The following is an 18484-nucleotide window of genomic DNA, read 5'->3' on the forward strand; positions in this document are numbered from 1 at the left end:
TCAAGTGCTAAATGTATTTGTCTAATGTCTAAATACACTAATCAATACTCAAGGATCATTATTAAAAACATACGTTCTTACCCTCAACTTGCACCTAGTATGTAGTATTTCGCAGAGTCTTTTCGTAATCTTTTATTGCAATTGTAGCTAAATTAATACCAACTAAGTGGTTTTATATGTTAGTTATCGTTGGTACAGACTTAAAAATGATAAGAAAAGTACCGTCTAATCTTTCCGTATAAATTATTGTGATTCGTTCTTAGTTATAATCACACATACACTTACGTTCGTAATATTTTTCTACTTTAAAAATTTTTGATTTTAAAAAACACGTAGATTGTTCTTTGTTAGGAAGGCTGTTCTCATATTAAGAAATAAACATATACTCAACTAGAGAGAGTGATTGATCTTTGTTCATTAAATAATTGATTAAACGTTTGTTGTTTACATAATGTTTTTATAATAAACACTCATATTTCTTTTTACGTTAATTCTATTCGATGGAACATTTTCACCTATTGAGATGGTAAAATTAAATGAGGAACACAAATTGGGGGTGTAAGCGATGCCAGATTGGTCCTACCATCAAATATTTAAACCAGTAATTAAACACCTGTCGCCGACCACCTCTCGTGAGTTTATTCATAGAAGTATGAACATGGTTGCTTCTCTCCCAGGTGGTCATCATATTATTAACTTTTTGGGTAGGGAAGAATCCTCACCCTTACTTACGATAGAAGTTAACAATATTCACTTCAAACACACTGTTGGTTTATCGGGAAAAATAGACCCATTACTTTCTGGGACAAAGGCCTTTTCCAACTTAGGATTTAGCTTTATTGAGATCGGGCCGATCACGATAGACTCAAAGAAAGGAACTACACCAGAAGTTAACTTTCAGGAAGAGTATATTAAGTTTTCAAATGACTTCCAATCCATTGGTCTAGATGAAACTAAACGGAAATTACATAAACTAAAGCTACAACAGAAACTCTTAATGAGTTTAGTTGGGAATGAACAAGAACTTAACACGATGATGCTAGAATTAGAAGAGTTAGCTGATGTTTTTATCATTCAAGCAGACATGGCGAAAAAAGGGAACATTTTCTCTACGACTAAACCTATTTACGTCGCAACACCTATTCAATCTCTCAACGATCACACGCTCGACTTCTTTGAGACTTTCGATGGTATTGTATTAGATGAGGATTGGTTAACTACAAATAATACAGACGATCTAATAAAAAAAATAAGATACTTGAAAAAAAGTGAGTTCATAAAACCTATAATTACGGTTGGGGGGGTTAAAGAGCCTAATGACGCCTTATTGCTTTTAGAAGCTGGTGCAGATTTAATCATGCTTTCTAGTGGTTATGTTTTCGCAGGTCCAGGCTTAACGAAGCGGATAAATGAAGCGGTATTAACAACTAGACAAGAAAAAACAATACCCCAACTAGGTTGGAAATATTATTGGTTGTTCGGTTTATTTATTTTGTTTGGTGGAATAATTGCTCTCTTTATTAGCTTGACGTCTGTTCTGTTGCCATATGATGAACAGTTCTTACGAATGAACAAGGAATCGATTTGGATTTTTAATGAACGCATTCTGTTATTTATGTCTCACGACCGAATGACGCTTGCTGGAACGATGATTTCAGGTGGCATTGTTTATATGAATTTAGCTTCATACGGTGTTAAGAAGGGGCTTCGATGGGCAAAACAAGCGATTGATCTAGCAGCTATAACCGGATTTCTCGGCATTTTTTTATTTATAGGGTATGGTTATTTTGATTGGCTTCATCTACTGTTTTGGCTACTATTATTACCCTTTTACGTGTTAGGATTTTTAAAAACGAAAGGAATTATTAATACCCCTACTTCTACGAATACAAAAAACCATAAAATATGGAAGCAAAGTTTATTTGGCCAACTTGCTTTTGTAATGTTAGGATTTGCATTTGTTCTTGGGGGCATAATTATTTCTTATATTGGTGTTACATCGGTATTTGTACCAACAGATTTATTGTATATTTGCATGCCTCCTGAACTTATACAGTTGTTCAATGAGCGATTAATTCCTGTAATTGCCCACGATCGTGCTGGTTTTGGCAGTGCCTTATTTAGTGTCGGCTTATTAGTGTTAACGGTATCTTTATGGGGATTTCAACAAGGTAACAAATGGGTATGGTGGACTTTGTTCATTGGAGGTATCCCAGCTTTTATAACTGGGATTTCAATACATATAGCGATCGGTTATACGACCTTTATACACCTGTTACCAGCGTATATAGCATTAATGTTATTCTTTACTGGTCTAATATGGAGCTATCGATTTTTTCAAAAACAAACAGATGAACTCAGATAGTAAACTACAATAATATTAGTAGTTTACTATATTTTTTTCTGTGAAATTTAAACGCTTCATTATCCAAGCACGAATTATGTTATGATGATATATCATAGCAAATCATAGAGAATACTATAGCGAAGCCATTAATTTATTCATTCGAAAACAACAAAAAAGACATGAAAAAATGGGGGTAATAGTCATGAAAAAATGGGCATTTGTTTCCGATTTCGATGGTACAATTTCGAAAAAAGACTTTTATTATATCGTCATCGAAAAATATTTTAAACAAGGTGAAGAGCTACGTAAGCAATGGAAGGCTGGAGATATAAAGGACATTGATTTCTTATCAACAGTATTTACATCCATCCATCAAGAAGAACAACAAATCATTGATGATATTCTTGCTATTCCGATTGATGAATACGTACCTACATTCATCGAACATGTTCAACAAAACGGTGGTGATTTTTATATTTTAAGTGCAGGAACTGACTACTACATAAAACATATTTTACAGAAATATCATGTAACTGACGTAGAAGTGCTTTCTAATAAAGGATTTTATCAAGAAAGAAATGTGCATTTAAATATTGACCCAGAACATAGACATTACTCTGAACGGTACGGAATTGATAAAGCAAAAGTAATTCAAGAGTTAAAAGAACAATATGACCTTGTGTTTTTCGCTGGAGATAGTGAACCGGATTCTCATCCTGCTGCACACGCAGATATCACTTTTGCAAAGAATGGCCTACAGAATTTATTAAGTGAAAAAAAATTACCATATGTTGCTGTAGAAGCATTTACAGAAATTGAGCAGTATTTGGTGAACAAAGGAATGATATCTTAATGATCAATCCTGTGACTTCTATACCCATCCCTGCTATTTTAGAAATACGGCAAGGAGCTTCGCTACATCTAGAACAAATTTTACAGAAACATGGTTTTACGAATGCGGTTATTCTTTTTGATGATTTTACTTACCATACTTATAAAGATACGATTCAACAATCGATAACAACGTTGAAGTTAGATATGAAACTGTTATCAAGTAATTTAGATATCCAAGCACTTATCAAAACTGCCTTTGAGATGGAACGTTATGAAGTCGTTTTGGCAATGGGCGGTGGAACAATCATTGATTATGGAAAATATATTGCTTTTTCTAGAAGAGTACCATTTATAAGTATACCTACCTCAGCGTCCAATGATGGATTTGCAAGCAGTAATTGTTCTATCGAGGTTAATGGCAAGAAAACAACGGTACCCGCAAAAGTCCCTTATGGTATTATTGCTGACTTGCAAATTATAGAACAAGTACCTAAGCGATTCATTTTAGCAGGTATCGGTGACTTAATGTCAAATATCACTGCATTGTATGATTGGGAATTTGAAGAAAACCATGGGGTGAGTTCTGTTAGCGCTTTTGCATCAATGCTTAGTAAAAAAGCTGTAAACAGCTTTATACGAACTCCGATGAATGAAATAAGTAGCCCTATTTTTTTAAAGGAATTAATAAGCTCATTGACTATGGGTGGAATTGCAACAGCGATAAGTGGCAATAGTTCTCCTATTAGTGGCTCAGAACATCTTATATCTCATGCACTTGATAAAATATCCACTTCACCACAAATGCATGGGATTCAAGTTGGCCTCGCTACATATATTATGGCTAATGTACAATGTCATCGTGCAGAACGAATGATGAAAGTATTTACTAGAACTGGCTTTTTTGAATATATAAAAACGTTACAATTACATAAGGATGAATACCGACAGGCCATTGAAATCGCTCCAACAATTAAACCGAATCGGTATACATATTTGCATGATGATGAGTATCGGCAGCAAGCATTGAAATTTCTAGAGGATGACCCTATGTTGCAACAAATTTTTGGGTGCTAAAGGGGTATGACCCTCAGTGCGTAAAAGCAGTGAGGGTCATATCCTACTACGATATTGATCAACTAAATGAGTTTGCGAGTCAAATCCTATAGTTTATCGGTCAATTTCCTGGATTTACGGGTCAAATCTTTTAGTTTATCGGTCAATTTTTATCATTTTTGGGTCAATTACTCGGGTTTATCGGTCAATTCGGATTATTTATCAGTCGTGATTATTATCGAAGTGTGAAATCACCAGATGATATATCAACAATTAATTCATGATCCCCGGATCCAATCGTGCCGATTATCCGGCCATCAGATTTTTCGTCATAGTTCACACCATCTAGTTCAACGACTCCATCACCTGAACTACTTCTAAAATTAATGTATAGAGATGACGGGGGTTTTACAAATTCGATATCTACATCACCACTCGCAGCATCTGCGGTAATGTTTCCAGAAGATTCCTCATTAAATATGGAAATATCCCCAGAAGCATTATTTGCTTTTAAATCACCTATTACATTTGTTAAAATCATATCACCAGATGATGCCTTAAATGATGAATGAACAGCTTGCTGATCATCTACTGTAATATCTCCTGATGCAGTTGTTACAAAAATCCGATCAGCCTCTATGCCTTTCGTTTCAATATCACCAGATGCTGCTGATATATTAAATTGAGTAGCTTTTATTTGTTCAGCTTCAATATCAGCTGACGCTGTGTGTAATGTTACTGATTCATATAACTTTGTAGGCAAAAACACTGATACAGTTGTATCTACTATAGATATACCAATATGAAAATAAGTATCTGGTTTTTTAAACTGTACCTTCAGCAAATCACCTGTTTCTTCTACTTCTAATTGAAATTTATCTTTCAGCTTTTCACTTACTTTACCATTTACCTCAATAGTAAAGCGGTCATCGTCAGAAGGTAAAACTTCTATATCAGTTGACGCAAAGTCTATGTCAATTTTTTTTATCTCTTCATTCTGAACTACTTTTTTATCATGTAAAGTTACCGTATTAATTGATAATCCTCCTGTTGCATTAATTGAAACAACGGATCCAACAACTCCTATAAGAAAAACGACTAGCAACCCAAGTAACAGTTTTTTCATACTGTCTGACCTCCTTTAATAATATGAATGTTAAATTTAATGTAACGGAGAATAATATTATATAGATACTTTCCGAGCTTTATCATACCTATCCCCATTAATAAACCTAAGCTACATAATGTGATTGCCACAAAAAAGTTAACAGCTAAACTCCCTGCTGGGCCATTAATTAGTAGCGACAGTATAAGTACTACTGGCGAAAGTGTAAACGCAATTGCAACTCCACATAACGCAATATATACACCTATTAAACCTAATACAGGACCCAATACAAATACAATATTAATAAAACTAAGGCTCGTTGTAGCAAAAATTGCGTTCATCATATTTGAAACTGACTTGTCTTTTTCAGCTAGCTCAACACGGTAGACTGTCAAAAGATCACGCGCAATCTGTTCTGGGTCACCCAGTTCACTTATCAATTCCTCTTCACTCTTTCCATTATCTAGCCCTACTTCAAAATGCTCTATATAGTCATATAACATTTCTTTTCGTTCATGCTCAGGAACACGCTTTAACAATTGCTCAAGCTTAGTTAAAAATTCTTGTTTACTCATGATTTAATCCCTCCTCTATAAATAAATTAACAGCCTTAGAAAATTGCTGCCATTCATCAACTAGAATGGTCATATAGTCGCTTCCTTTAGTTGTTAATGAATAATACTTTCTCGGTGGTCCTTCCGTCGATTCAGCTAAATAAGTTGATACATATTCGTCCTTCGTTAGCCTTCTAAGTAAAGGGTATAAAGTTCCTTCTGCCATTTGAATTTTATTCGATATATTTTGAGCTAGTTCATACCCATATTGATCTTTTTTTGATATTAAAAGTAAGACGCATAATTCTAAGACACCTTTTTTAAATTGTACATTCACTATATGCACCTCCTATTTTTCTTTCCTTTAAGTTTTTTCTAGTTACTACCTATAAAACTAATATTTACCACAACTTAATGATAATATACAGTATTGAATAATGCAAGGTACTAAACAAAGTTTTACCGCCCATATTTCATATATACAAACTGTGCATAGAAAATATGCAATAAAACAACATAGAATCTTTATCAATTTATTTCTACCTTCATAATGATCATTAATCCTATTTAAATTTTGTTGCTATTGAAATCCTATTATAAATGAGCAATAAATTTCCACAAGACTCGAAATATACGTAAAATATCCTAAGTACGAAAAATAACGAACAGTATAATTTAAAATAAGGAAAAAAATAAGAAGACGGTAAGTATTACAACACTATACTGTCTTCCACATTTAGTACTTATTACATTTGGTCACTTATGAATCTTCATTCCTTAGATAAGCTATTAATTCTAAATTTACAATAGTCTACATTTAATGAGCGAAATTTCAATAACGAGTTCATTTATTTCTTGTCTTAAGAAACATGGACATAACAGTTAATAACACAGCTACAGACAGTAATATATCCGTCATAATTTGAAATAAGGTACTGCTTTCCATACCCAAACGAATGATTATGTAAAGAATTACGAAGATAAAAAAGATAAATATCCCAAAACCTCTTAGTATTTTCATGTTGTGTTAAGGTGTAAAATGAACCACCTTCAACCCTCCTGTAAGATTAATGTTATAGACTTATTAACCATTATAGTTCATATAGCTTGTGGCTTTTAAGTCCCCATATAAATATGCTATAAATTCATTATTTTTACTCCCAAACTTTTGTTAATACCATTATGCTTAGGTTTTCAAAAAATTTGAAATGACTTTTCCGTTAATTTATTCTTTAATAGGTCTTTCGTTGATTCCCCGCTTAACTAATATTTTAAAACAATAGCAACACAGTAAACGAAAAGAGGATGATATAATGAAAAAACTATTCTCTAAGATAAAAAACTTACATTTAGTTAGAGTAAAGTGTTGAGCTCTTCTCTATTTTACACTATAATTAAGAACAAATATTCTTAAGGAGTGATTATTTTGGCACAATCTAAAGCAAAAAAGATTCGGCTGAAAGCAATAAGAGAAGGAAAAAGGAACCCCGAAGAAAACAGGAGCCCCTTTGTTTTTGCTGATATGAGAACACGGAAAACGAAAACGAAAAAAGACTTAGTTTATAAGCACAAGCATAAGAACCAATCTCCAGATAAAAATAGAGATGGTTCTTTTTATTTGCTTGTTTCAAATGAATAAATTAAAACATACAAGTTATACATGCTATTTATATATATGTCTCTTCTAAGTGTTAATTTCGTAATAACAGCTAAACACGAAAGAGCTAACATACTTGAACATCTTTTCTTCTTAAAAACTATACAAATTGCAAGTAAAAAAAAGCAATAAAGTATACGAAAAGAGTTTTTATAGAAAGATTAAATTTAAGAACATGAACAACAGAGTTAAAAAAGGTGTTATTTTATTCTTTGTTGTTGAATAGCTTCCTTGCCATTTTTCAACACTGCCTGAAGTAGTGAAAGCCAAACAGGATGATTATGTTTTATCTTTTTCCCTTGCCCTAATCTCTTCATTTGTTGTGAATACCATATTATTTCAAATGGCACCTTATTATCAATGCCTTTCACCCCGATTTTCTTTTGAGGTAAGACGACTTCTTGAAGACTTTTGTTTGCAATTAAACGTGGAAGGTCTGGATAAACTGCTAGTGGACGAGCAATTCCTATAAAATCCGTCGCATTAGATTGAATTGCATTTTCCATTCCTATCGTTGACCGGAATCCTCCTGTAACACATAATGGCATATGTACTGTTTTTCTAAGCTTTTCAGCAAAATCAAGAAAATACGCCTCTCTAACCTTTGTACTCTCCTTCACATTTCTTCCTGTCATTTGAGGATTTTCATATGAACCTCCTGAAATTTCTAACAAGTCTACTCCTTCTATTTCTAACTGTTTAGCGACATACATCGCTTCTTCCTCAGTAAAACCTGCTTTCATAAAGTCAGCAGAATTCATCTTCACACTTATCGGAAACGATCCAGTTTGATTTCTTATTTCTCTATATATTTCTATTAAAAATTTCATTCTACCATCTATATCTCCTCCCCATTCATCATTACGTTGGTTATGTCTTGGAGATAGAAATTGACTAATAAGGTATCCGTGTGCTCCGTGAATTTGCACACCAGTAAACCCTGTTTTTTTTGCTAGCTTAGCACTGTTACCAAACCTACGAATTAAATCATTAATCTCCGAGCTTGTAATTTCCCTAGGGTGAGGAAAGAACCTACTTAAACTTTCATGCAACGGAATCGCTGATGGAGCAACTGTTTCTTTTACGACACCTTTTGGAGCTTGCTTGCCTGGATGATTCAATTGCATCCATAAGTGTGTATCATTTATTGTTCCTTTTTCTGCCCATTTTTCTAAAAAAGGTAAGATACTTTCATCTTCAACAACGACATTTCTCGTTTCACCTAATGCTTTTCTATCCACCATGACATTACCAGTCACAACTATTCCCGTGCCACCTCGCGCCCACGTTTCATATAAATGATAAATTGCTTCAGTAGGTTGATGATGCTTATTTGCGAGAGCCTCACTCATAGCACCTTTGAAAAATCGGTTTTTTATTTTAATTCCATTGTTTAATGTAAATTCTTTGAAAAGAACTGAATCCACAAATTTCACTCCTTTGGTTTCAATATGTTATGTAAATAATATAAGATGACTTATAAACCGTTATAATCAGGTGGATAATGTTTCCACCTGATGATTTTTATTGTATAAACGGTGTCGCAGAGAATAATCCTTTGTATCTAATCGCTCTTGATTTATGAAAATAAACTAGCTCAGCATATCTATAGTAAGAACTAGAATTACTTGCAAAAGCCATCATCTGACGAGTGTAGTGCTCTGCTAGTGCAGCATGTTGCATAAATAGTTGCTGATAACTAGCGATATTCTGAGCTTGAGTAGTGCCCATTTGCTGATACTGCATATATCGTGCAAACCTCCTTTTTCTTACATGCTAATATATTATGTAAAGGAAGTTTGTCACGTCCAAATAAAAGTTAACCATACATTATCACAAGCTAAACGACAGGAAGTTTACGAAGTAACAAGTTTTTTACTGCTCTGTATCTAATCGTAATATAGATGTAACAAAAAGTGCAATCAAAAAAGTTGTCAATAGGTCTATCAATGTAATATTTCTCTATGATGTATATATATGGTATCGTAAAATATGTACATAAAGCTTTATTCCTGTGGGTCAGCCTTGTTCTCTCAATGTTATATATGTTTTTTTAAAATTCTGTCTTTATAACTGGGTATTTTAACCAGAAATATGACAAAAAACAGCTGTTATAGTGGAGTTGTAAGCAAAACACCAAGGAGGAATGACATTATGAAAAAATCATTCTTATTATCAACTGCAGCGGCTGTAACATTATTAATCTCTTCACCTGGTATGAGTTCTGCAGCTAGTAACCCAAATACTAATACTTCTAATTTTAAAATAGATTGTCCAACTCCACAAGAAATCCAATTTAATGAAGGTCAATTGACTCCAAACTTGCAAAAAGTAATGACACAAATGACAGAGGGCAATGTAAATATACAAGATATGCTCAATCAAATTGCTGAGAAATATAATATTGATTTAACTGAAGCAAAAAAACTTTTAAATAATGGAAATGTAACTGTTCCAGAACAAGAAATATCTAAACCAAAACCAGTTGAGCAAAATACTTCTAAACCTGCTCCACAAACTGAAGTTAAAGAGCCAGCTACTGAACAGTCAAGCGCTTTAAGCAAGTTTGAACAAGAAGTCGTAGATTTAACGAATGCTGAGCGTGCAAAAAATGGATTATCGGCGTTAAAAATTGATGAGGAATTAAGTAAAGTAGCACGTACTAAATCTGCTGATATGCAGTCAAACAAATATTTTGACCACAATAGTCCAACTTATGGTTCACCGTTTGATATGATGAAAAAGTTCGGTATCACATATAAATCGGCTGGAGAAAATATTGCTTACGGCCAAAAAACACCTCAAGAAGTTGTAAATGCTTGGATGAATAGTGAAGGCCATCGCAAAAACATTTTAAATTCTAGCTTCACTCATATTGGTGTTGGTTATGTTGAACAAGGTAACTATTGGACTCAAATGTTTATTGGTAAATAATAAAACTATTAATCTCAAAGTTAGCTATTCTTAGAAATGTAGAATAGCTAACTTTTTTTCGTATTAATCTTTTTAATTCTACATTTAAAAATGGTCTCTACATAATTATTTTCGAATCCATTTTTCATTTTGTCAGTTCAATACCTTTGTTCCAATGATTAGGTTTGCGAAAAGATGCTACGAATACTAGTTTTTTCCTGATTTAATATCTTCTCACTAGAATATCGAACAATGTGAAAATAGCCCCTTTTTAACTTCATTCAACTTGTTATAAATTTAGCTATTCTTCGATATTTTTCTGCAATGATATACCAATGTCTCTCTTACCTTTATTCATGTCAGTATTTTTTAATTCTTATTGTAAGGCTCTTTTCGTAAACTTTGTTGCTATTGTTAACAATTTAGTCCAAAAAAGTGATTTTATATTGTTAGGCATCGTTGTTCAGAAGAAAAGATGCTACGAACTTTAGTTGTGTAAAGTTTATTTCTTAATACGAAAAACAACAATCAATGCGAAATCAGCCTCTTAATATGAACGTTAAAATATGTCTGAAGATTTTTTTAATGAACTAGTATGTTTTTCTAACCTATTACTTAGCTCAAATCATGCAAAAAATATAATTTCAAAGATGGATGATCACAGTAATTCAACACTACAAATTATTATAGCAATTTTAACTATATATTCTTTACAAGTATTTTAATACTTAGTTACTAAATGTAATTTGCTTGAAATATAATTTGCAATTTAAAAAGTTGTCAATATATATATCAATGTAATATTTTTCTGTCTTAACTAATTTTGGTACAATTACCATTATGAATTATAAACTATATATTCCCTGTTTACCTTGATCTATCAGTATGTCTCACCTTTTCATCCTGCCTTTTGGCTAAGTGCTTAAATAACTAAGGTGATTTATTCCAGTATTATTACAAAAAACGGCTGTTATAGTGGATATGTAAGATAAACAACGAGGAGGAATAACAATATGAAAAAAACTTTCTTATTATCAACTGCAGCAGCTGTAACATTATTAATCTCTTCACCTGGTATGAGTTCTGCAGCTAGTAATCCAAATACTAATACTTCTAATTTTAAAATAGATTGTCCAACTCCACAAGAAATCCAATTTAATGAAGGTCAATTGACTCCAAACTTACAAAAAGTAATTACTCAAATGACAGCGGGCAATGTAAATGTACAAGAAATGCTTAACCAAATTGCTGAGAAATATAATATTGATTTAACTGAAGCAACAGAACTTTTAAATAACGGTAACGTAGCTGTGCCTGAACAAGAAGTAGCTAAACCAAAACCAGTTGAGCAAAATACTTCTAAACCTGCTCCACAAACTGAAGTTAAAGAGCCGACTACTGAACAGTCAAGCGCTTTAAGCAAGTTTGAACAAGAAGTCGTAGATTTAACGAATGCTGAGCGTGCAAAAAATGGGTTATCAGCATTAAAAATTGATGAGGAATTAAGTAAAGTAGCACGTACTAAATCTGCTGATATGCAGTCAAACAAATATTTTGACCACAATAGTCCAACTTATGGTTCACCGTTTGATATGATGAAAAAGTTCGGTATCACATATAAATCGGCTGGAGAAAATATTGCTTACGGCCAAAAAACACCTCAAGAAGTTGTAAATGCTTGGATGAATAGTGAAGGTCATCGTAAAAACATTTTAAACTCTAGCTTCACTCATATTGGTGTTGGTTATGTTGAACAAGGTAACTATTGGACTCAAATGTTTATTGGTAAATAATAAAACTATTAATCTCAAAGTTAGCTATTCTTAGAAATATAGAATAGCTAACTTTTTTTCGTATTAATTTTCTAATTCTACATTTTAAAATGGTACATACATAAATTTTATACATCTTAAGCTTCTGTTTGCTACCTTTGTTCCAAATATTAAGTCTGTAGGGATTCATGATCAGCATGTTTTAATTCTCATTGATTGGCTCTTTTCGTAAACTATGTTGTTATTGTTACCAATTTAATACCATCAAAGCAGTTTTAAATTGTTTGTCATCGTTGTAAAGAAGTAATGTTGCCTCAAACTTTAGTTGTGTACGGTTTATTTCTTAATATGCAAAACAACAATCAATGTGAAAACTGTCTATTAAAAGTACCTAAAAATTTACCTGAAGACTTTTTAAAGTCAAATTGCATTTGTATCAAATTTTATTTAATAACAATCTTGGCATTTTGAAACAGGTATTTTCAAATATGGTTATACATAAATATTTTCTCCGAAAAAATAAATTATTTTATCAATTTTTCCTATATGATAATTACACGTATTTTAACATCATGTTACTTAATGTAATATGTTTGAAATAAAATCTGCAATCTAAAAAGTTGTCAATACTTATATCAATGTAATATTTCTCTTTAATGTTTATATATGGTATTCCAATATATACACGTATGCCTTTATATTTATAGCTCAGCCTTGATCTCTCAATGTTTTATTAGTTTTTTAACTATTCTTTCTTTTATATTGGGTATTTCAACCAGAAATATGACAAAAAACAGCTGTTATAGTGGATATGTAAGATAAACAACGAGGAGGAATAACAATATGAAAAAAACATTCTTATTATCAACTGCAGCGGCTGTAACGTTATTAATCTCTTCACCAGGTATGAGTTCTGCAGCTAGTAATCCAAATACTAATACTTCTAATTTTAAAATAGATTGTCCAACTCCACAAGAAATCCAATTTAATGAAGGTCAATTGACTCCAAACTTACAAAAAGTAATAACGCAAATGACAGAGGGCAATGTAAATATACAAGATATGCTCAATCAAATTGCTGAGAAATATAATATTGATTTAACTGAAGCAAAAAAACTTTTAAATAACGGCAACGTAGCTGTACCTGAACAAGAAGTAGCTAAACCAAAACCAGTTGAGCAAAATACTTCTAAACCTGCTCCACAAACTGAAGTTAAAGAGCCGACTACTGAACAGTCAAGCGCTTTAAGCAAGTTTGAACAAGAAGTTGTAGATTTAACGAATGCTGAGCGTGCAAAAAATGGATTATCCGCGTTAAAAATTGATGAGGAATTAAGTAAAGTAGCACGTACTAAATCTGCTGATATGCAGTCAAACAAATATTTTGACCACAATAGTCCAACTTATGGTTCGCCGTTTGATATGATGAAAAAGTTCGGTATCACATATAAATCAGCTGGAGAAAATATTGCTTACGGTCAAAAAACACCTCAAGAAGTTGTAAATGCTTGGATGAATAGTGAAGGTCATCGTAAAAACATTTTAAACTCTAGCTTCACTCATATTGGTGTTGGTTATGTTGAACAGGGTAACTATTGGACTCAAATGTTTATTGGTAAATAATGATACAACTAAGCTAACAAACTATTAAAAAATGAGCTATTCTATGACAAAATAGAGTAGCTCATTTTTTTTATTGGAGTAGTTTCTACATTGACTGTAGTTACTTGAGTTAGAAAGCCACCATTTCGTTAAAAAAACGAGTTTGTATCAATATTCAACGTAGGAGCTTTATTGTTTATTAAAGAAAAACGAATTGACGAGTGCTGCATACTCTCTAATATGCGAGTAGACTGTCTCATACAATGGGGTTTTAGCAGAAACTCCGTATGCATCATAGTCTAGACGGTTTGCTAGCATTTTAGCACGAAGCAAATGAAAGTCACTAGTTACTATAGCTACGCGATTATTATTATTAAAGTCAGTTATTAATCCTTTAGAGTAAAGTAAGTTTTCAAATGTACTCGTTGCGACTGTTTCGGGAATAATCAATGATTCATTAACACCTAAGGATATTAGATATTCTTCCATAGCTTCACCTTCAGATTTTACTTCACCGATACCAGTTCCTCCAGTAGTAATTACCTGTATGTCGGGATGCTCTTTCATAAAATCGAAAGCCATATTTAATCTATTTTGTAAAGTTGCAGATGGTTTACCATCTTTTAAACCCGAACCAAGAACTATAATAAAATCAATATCAGCAGGAATCGAATCATTTTGTGCTTTATACATAAGAATTTCGAACCATATGCTCATTAATACAAACAGCCCTAAAAATAAATAAAGTAAAAAGCTAAGCTTTTTTCTTTTTGAGATATAAAGCAACACTTGTTTATAATAAAATGTGCTCAATAATAAAATTAATGCAAAAATGGATAAAAAAATCGTTACAATATCAATATGACCTTTAATATAAATCATTGACAAGGCATAAAGAAAACAAGCTATAGATATAATTCTTAATAGAATTTTCATAAAACCCCCTATATTTTCATAAATGTCATAAACAATACTGAATAAATAAAAGAACATTTCTACTATTCAAATCTTTAGCTCGACATTGATTCAGCGATTTGTATGTCAACAAATACGACTCTGCTATATTAAAGGCTGTTTTAACATTGATTGTTGTTTTTCATACAAAGAACTAAATACGTATAAACCAAGCATTCGTGGCATCTATTCTCATATAAAATGTAGTCAATTGCAAAAAATCATTAATTACTGTACTAAATAAGTCTCAATATCACAGATGTTTACGAATAGAGCCTCTCGTTAACTTTTGTGCTATTGTTCTTAATTTGGAAGATGAAGACATGAATTTACACAACAGTCATCGTTTAGCTAAAAAGCTGCACGATATCTAGCTGTATTCGTGTTGATTTTTATCGTAAAAAAACTATCCATACAAGAATAGCCACTGTACATCCAAAATACGTCAGTTTCAATGTTCAGCAGCTATCACTTCAGTCTACTTAATAATAATATAGTATAAATCTCAATTATAATCCACATTATTCCATATTGACTCTCACACAAATTTAAATGAATTACAAAACAAAAAGCAATTGCCTTTTACATGAAGGAATTGCTTTTTAGCACATTTTATTGTTAAATTGCACTTATCGTTTATCTTACCTTAAGACGCTTTCTTAAGTCTCTTTTTCACATTGATTGTTGCTTTCCGTTGTAAAAAGTATAAGTCTCGTATACGCTGTTTCTGCTATTTTAAAAATTATTCCCCCTCCCCTTTACACTTAACATATTGTCTGTTTTTAGTAACAAAGCAACAAAGTTACGAAAAGAACTTATTGTATACGTGTTTACTACTCGTTGCTGCGATGATAATGATAATGATAGTGAATACTACTGTTAATTTTTTCATCATTCAACTCTCCTTAATTGATAGTTTAGTGATCCTATTTTCTATTTGAATTGTGTAAAGTACAAAGTTAGCAAACAACTGTAAAAAAATATTTGTGATAAATTATACTACCATTTCTTGTTCGTATATCATCACGATTATTCCATCTATATTATTGCCTGAAAGCTCATAACGTTTGTTTTGTGGTAACTTTACCGAGCTCATTTGTGTCATATGGTAATAATAAACAGTATAACTAAGTCCGTTCACACTGACAGAAACAAACTTCTCTTCTTTTAAATAATCTAAATATTCTTCTAAAACAAGATTATTTTCATACATAATGGCGCTGTGCGGTAAACCAACATACCGAATATGCCACGGTTCGTATTGTATACCTGTAATTTCGGTCTTATCCTTTGGATAGCGTAAAATAAAACCAAACCGCCAAGCATTTTTTTCAATCCATTTTCCTTCAGCTGCATGAATCATTTTCGTTTTAGTTGAACCTACATCAAGTGATAAGCCGGCATTATGTTCACTATAGCCTGGGGGCATTGCAATCGTTGGTCCCATTTCTTTATAAAGTCTATTTTGCTCATCAAACCCTCTAAAACCACTATTAATTGTGAAATTCCGAACACCATCTCTTTTAGCGAAATATACCATTTGCGAAAACCTTTGTGCTACATCTCTAGATAATTCAATTTTAGTATTACGTAATCTATATCCCTGCTTTAATTCTTTATACTTGGATAATTTTACAATATCTGATCTTACACTTTCTTCACGAACAGGGTATTGAGACTTGATTAGGACTAAATCTCCCTGATAAATGAGTGATTTATTTAAAGGTTGTTCTACTAAATTTTTATGTGTATTGATATCGTCTACTTTGACGACTACATTATTATTTTCATTTATTGGTTGATTTCTTTGATTATCTTCAAAAATAGGGTCAAGGAATACATTTACAGCTGCTACACTTAGACATATTATTAAAACTAAAAATTATCCCCACTCAAGCAACTTCTGTTTCCTCCTTTGTGATAAGTATTGTTCAATGGGTCAATCATTCAGCAAATGTAATTTCTAAGTTACTACTAATATACTGGATAGTTATTAACTATTAGCTCATATAACTATGAAGAACTTCTTAAGATTCTTTTAATATAGTTAGCCAAAACTATTATATGCCATAGAAAAGAGGTGTCTTAAAGTCTGCATTTATACTTTTTAGACACCTCTTTTCTATGCAAATTTGTTACGAAAGAGAAACAGATATTTATACCTTTTCATTCTTATAACAACTGTATGCTCTTCGATTTTTGACAAATTAAACTAATTGATTGATGTGATGCGTTTCTTTAATCAAATTCATTTTATTGTTGCTTTCATTGTCATAAAAAGAGACTTTAAATGAAGCGTTATGTAATTTAGCCAATAAAAAATGCACAACTATTTGCTGCGCATTATTTTTCCGACATTGTTAGCTTATTTATGTCGTGTAAATCGAAAAAAAATTTACTGACAGATTTTTTTATTATTTTGACTTTATAGTATATAGTACAAACTTTTCTTCGCCACATTTGCCCCACTTGGCTAAATATGTTTATGGAGAATCTTAAATCGCATTTAAAAAGAGCACGATATAGATATTATATCCATATCTACTAAAATTCAGAAGAATTCAATGTATCCCTTCTCATCATTTTTTACAAATGTGTTATAAATCATCAAAATTATGTAATAAGCTGTAATAAAATTGTAGTAAATAGTGCTATCTAAAAAGTTGTCAATACTTATATCAATGTAATATTTATCTTTAATGTTTATATATGGTATTACACCATATGCACGTAAACCTTTATCTCTGTCGCTCAGCCTTGATTTCTCAATGTTTTATCAGTTATTTAACTATTCTTTCTTTTATATTGGGTATTTCAACCATAAATATGACAAAAAAGAGATGTTATAGTGGATATGTAAGATAAACAACGAGGAGGAATAACAATATGAAAAAAACATTCTTATTATCAACTGCAGCAGCTGTAACGTTATTAATCTCTTCACCTGGAATGAGTTCTGCAGCTAGTAACCCAAATACTAATACTTCTAATTTTAAAATAGATTGTCCAACCCCACAAGAAATCACATTTAATGAAGGTCAAGTGACTCCAAACTTACAAAAAATAATGACGCAAATGACAGAGGGCAATGTAAATATACAAGATATGCTCAATCAAATTGCTGAGAAATATAATATTGATTTAACTGAAGCTAAAAAACTTTTAAATAATGGAAATGTTACTGTTCCTGAACAAGAAATAGCTAAACCAAAACCAGTTGAGCAAAATACTTCTAAACCTACTCCACAAACTGAAGTTAAAGAGCCAACTACTGAACAGTCAAGCGCTTTAAGCAAGTTTGAACAAGAAGTTGTAGATTTAACGAATGCTGAGCGTGCAAAAAATGGATTATCGGCGTTAAAAATTGATGAGGAATTAAGTAAAGTAGCACGTACTAAATCTGCTGACATGCAGTCTAATAAATATTTTGACCATAATAGTCCAACTTATGGTTCACCTTTTGATATGATGAAAAAGTTCGGTATCACATATAAATCAGCTGGAGAAAATATTGCTTACGGTCAAAAAACGCCTCAAGAAGTTGTAAATGCTTGGATGAATAGTGAAGGTCATCGTAAAAACATTTTAAACTCTAGCTTCACTCATATTGGTGTTGGTTATGTTGAACAGGGTAACTATTGGACTCAAATGTTTATTAGTAAATAACTAGAATCATAACTTTAAAGTCAC

At 32.0% G+C, this 18484-nt stretch carries 15 protein-coding genes; 8 read left to right on the forward strand and 7 right to left on the reverse strand.

What is annotated here, in order from left to right; translation table 11 throughout:
• Window positions 1-565: 565 nt before the first annotated feature.
• The 3 genes from V1503_RS22685 to V1503_RS22695 all read left to right on the forward strand — a co-directional run bounded on the left by V1503_RS22685 (window position 566) and on the right by V1503_RS22695 (window position 4255).
• Window positions 566-2365 carry a dihydroorotate dehydrogenase gene (locus V1503_RS22685; protein ID WP_410629259.1) on the forward strand — a complete coding sequence of 600 codons (1800 nt, stop codon included), beginning with the start codon at window positions 566-568 and terminating at the stop codon, window positions 2363-2365.
• Window positions 2366-2549: 184 nt separating this feature from the next.
• Window positions 2550-3200 (forward strand): MtnX-like HAD-IB family phosphatase, encoded by a 651-nt coding sequence (locus V1503_RS22690; protein ID WP_410629260.1) that lies wholly within the window; start codon window positions 2550-2552, stop codon window positions 3198-3200.
• Window positions 3200-4255 (forward strand): iron-containing alcohol dehydrogenase family protein, encoded by a 1056-nt coding sequence (locus V1503_RS22695; protein WP_214481781.1) that lies wholly within the window; start codon window positions 3200-3202, stop codon window positions 4253-4255. Before V1503_RS22690 ends, V1503_RS22695 begins: the two co-directional genes overlap by 1 nt.
• Before the next feature lie 214 nt (window positions 4256-4469).
• On the opposite strand, the gene V1503_RS22700 is transcribed toward V1503_RS22695, so the two are convergent.
• Genes V1503_RS22700 through V1503_RS22710 form a run of 3 tightly spaced genes read right to left on the reverse strand, consistent with a single transcriptional unit; the run spans window position 4470 to window position 6233 of the window.
• Window positions 4470-5360 carry a DUF4097 family beta strand repeat-containing protein gene (locus tag V1503_RS22700; RefSeq protein ID WP_410629261.1) on the reverse strand — a complete coding sequence of 297 codons (891 nt, stop codon included), beginning with the start codon at window positions 5358-5360 and terminating at the stop codon, window positions 4470-4472.
• A complete protein-coding gene (locus V1503_RS22705) occupies window positions 5357-5917 on the reverse strand; it encodes an HAAS signaling domain-containing protein (protein WP_214481783.1) in 561 nt (186 codons plus the stop codon). Before V1503_RS22705 ends, V1503_RS22700 begins: the two co-directional genes overlap by 4 nt.
• The gene (locus tag V1503_RS22710; protein WP_214481784.1) at window positions 5910-6233 is read right to left on the reverse strand and encodes a PadR family transcriptional regulator; all 324 of its coding nucleotides are present in this window, start codon (window positions 6231-6233) and stop codon (window positions 5910-5912) included. The genes V1503_RS22705 and V1503_RS22710 overlap by 8 nt, the downstream gene beginning before the upstream one ends.
• Before the next feature lie 1089 nt (window positions 6234-7322).
• Between V1503_RS22710 and brfA the strand changes: the two genes are divergently transcribed.
• The gene (gene brfA, locus V1503_RS22715; protein ID WP_320258469.1) at window positions 7323-7535 is read left to right on the forward strand and encodes a ribosome rescue factor BrfA; all 213 of its coding nucleotides are present in this window, start codon (window positions 7323-7325) and stop codon (window positions 7533-7535) included.
• 218 nt (window positions 7536-7753) lie between these two features.
• On the opposite strand, the gene V1503_RS22720 is transcribed toward brfA, so the two are convergent.
• Together V1503_RS22720 and V1503_RS22725 are read right to left on the reverse strand one after the other, a co-directional pair.
• On the reverse strand, window positions 7754-8980 hold the full coding sequence (locus tag V1503_RS22720; protein WP_410629262.1) for an NADH:flavin oxidoreductase/NADH oxidase family protein: 1227 nt from the start codon (window positions 8978-8980) through the stop codon (window positions 7754-7756).
• Between the two features lie 97 nt (window positions 8981-9077).
• Entirely contained in the window at window positions 9078-9299 is a 222-nt protein-coding gene (locus tag V1503_RS22725; RefSeq protein ID WP_410629263.1) for a hypothetical protein, read from the reverse strand.
• Between the two features lie 408 nt (window positions 9300-9707).
• On the opposite strand from V1503_RS22725, the gene V1503_RS22730 reads away from it, so the two are divergent.
• The 3 genes from V1503_RS22730 to V1503_RS22740 all read left to right on the forward strand — a co-directional run bounded on the left by V1503_RS22730 (window position 9708) and on the right by V1503_RS22740 (window position 13861).
• Window positions 9708-10487 (forward strand): CAP domain-containing protein, encoded by a 780-nt coding sequence (locus V1503_RS22730; protein ID WP_410629264.1) that lies wholly within the window; start codon window positions 9708-9710, stop codon window positions 10485-10487.
• A 992-nt stretch (window positions 10488-11479) separates the two neighbouring features.
• Window positions 11480-12259 (forward strand): CAP domain-containing protein, encoded by a 780-nt coding sequence (locus V1503_RS22735; protein WP_214481789.1) that lies wholly within the window; start codon window positions 11480-11482, stop codon window positions 12257-12259.
• 822 nt (window positions 12260-13081) lie between these two features.
• A complete protein-coding gene (locus tag V1503_RS22740) occupies window positions 13082-13861 on the forward strand; it encodes a CAP domain-containing protein (protein ID WP_410629265.1) in 780 nt (259 codons plus the stop codon).
• Between the two features lie 168 nt (window positions 13862-14029).
• Here V1503_RS22740 and V1503_RS22745 read toward each other — a convergent pair whose 3' ends face one another.
• Window positions 14030-14776, reverse strand: coding sequence for a YdcF family protein (locus V1503_RS22745; RefSeq protein WP_410629266.1), 747 nt, complete (start codon window positions 14774-14776; stop codon window positions 14030-14032).
• Window positions 14777-15788: 1012 nt separating this feature from the next.
• Window positions 15789-16664, reverse strand: a complete 876-nt coding sequence (locus tag V1503_RS22750) for a M15 family metallopeptidase (protein WP_410629499.1) — start codon at window positions 16662-16664, stop codon at window positions 15789-15791.
• A 1016-nt stretch (window positions 16665-17680) separates the two neighbouring features.
• On the opposite strand from V1503_RS22750, the gene V1503_RS22755 reads away from it, so the two are divergent.
• Entirely contained in the window at window positions 17681-18460 is a 780-nt protein-coding gene (locus tag V1503_RS22755; RefSeq protein ID WP_410629267.1) for a CAP domain-containing protein, read from the forward strand.
• Window positions 18461-18484: the final 24 nt, after the last annotated feature.

Source organism: Nanhaiella sioensis, from assembly GCF_046557775.1.
Taxonomy (GTDB): domain Bacteria; phylum Bacillota; class Bacilli; order Bacillales; family SM2101; genus Nanhaiella; species Nanhaiella sioensis.

Coding starts and splice junctions, on each gene's coding strand:
- V1503_RS22735 (WP_214481789.1), top strand. CDS start 11,480: ATGAAAAAAACTTTCTTATTATCAACTGCAGCAGCTGTAACATTATTA.
- V1503_RS22730 (WP_410629264.1), top strand. CDS start 9,708: ATGAAAAAATCATTCTTATTATCAACTGCAGCGGCTGTAACATTATTA.
- V1503_RS22725 (WP_410629263.1), bottom strand. CDS start 9,299: ATGCAGTATCAGCAAATGGGCACTACTCAAGCTCAGAATATCGCTAGT.
- V1503_RS22705 (WP_214481783.1), bottom strand. CDS start 5,917: ATGAGTAAACAAGAATTTTTAACTAAGCTTGAGCAATTGTTAAAGCGT.
- V1503_RS22740 (WP_410629265.1), top strand. CDS start 13,082: ATGAAAAAAACATTCTTATTATCAACTGCAGCGGCTGTAACGTTATTA.
- V1503_RS22685 (WP_410629259.1), top strand. CDS start 566: ATGCCAGATTGGTCCTACCATCAAATATTTAAACCAGTAATTAAACAC.
- V1503_RS22700 (WP_410629261.1), bottom strand. CDS start 5,360: ATGAAAAAACTGTTACTTGGGTTGCTAGTCGTTTTTCTTATAGGAGTT.
- V1503_RS22695 (WP_214481781.1), top strand. CDS start 3,200: ATGATCAATCCTGTGACTTCTATACCCATCCCTGCTATTTTAGAAATA.
- V1503_RS22745 (WP_410629266.1), bottom strand. CDS start 14,776: ATGAAAATTCTATTAAGAATTATATCTATAGCTTGTTTTCTTTATGCC.
- V1503_RS22755 (WP_410629267.1), top strand. CDS start 17,681: ATGAAAAAAACATTCTTATTATCAACTGCAGCAGCTGTAACGTTATTA.
- V1503_RS22690 (WP_410629260.1), top strand. CDS start 2,550: ATGAAAAAATGGGCATTTGTTTCCGATTTCGATGGTACAATTTCGAAA.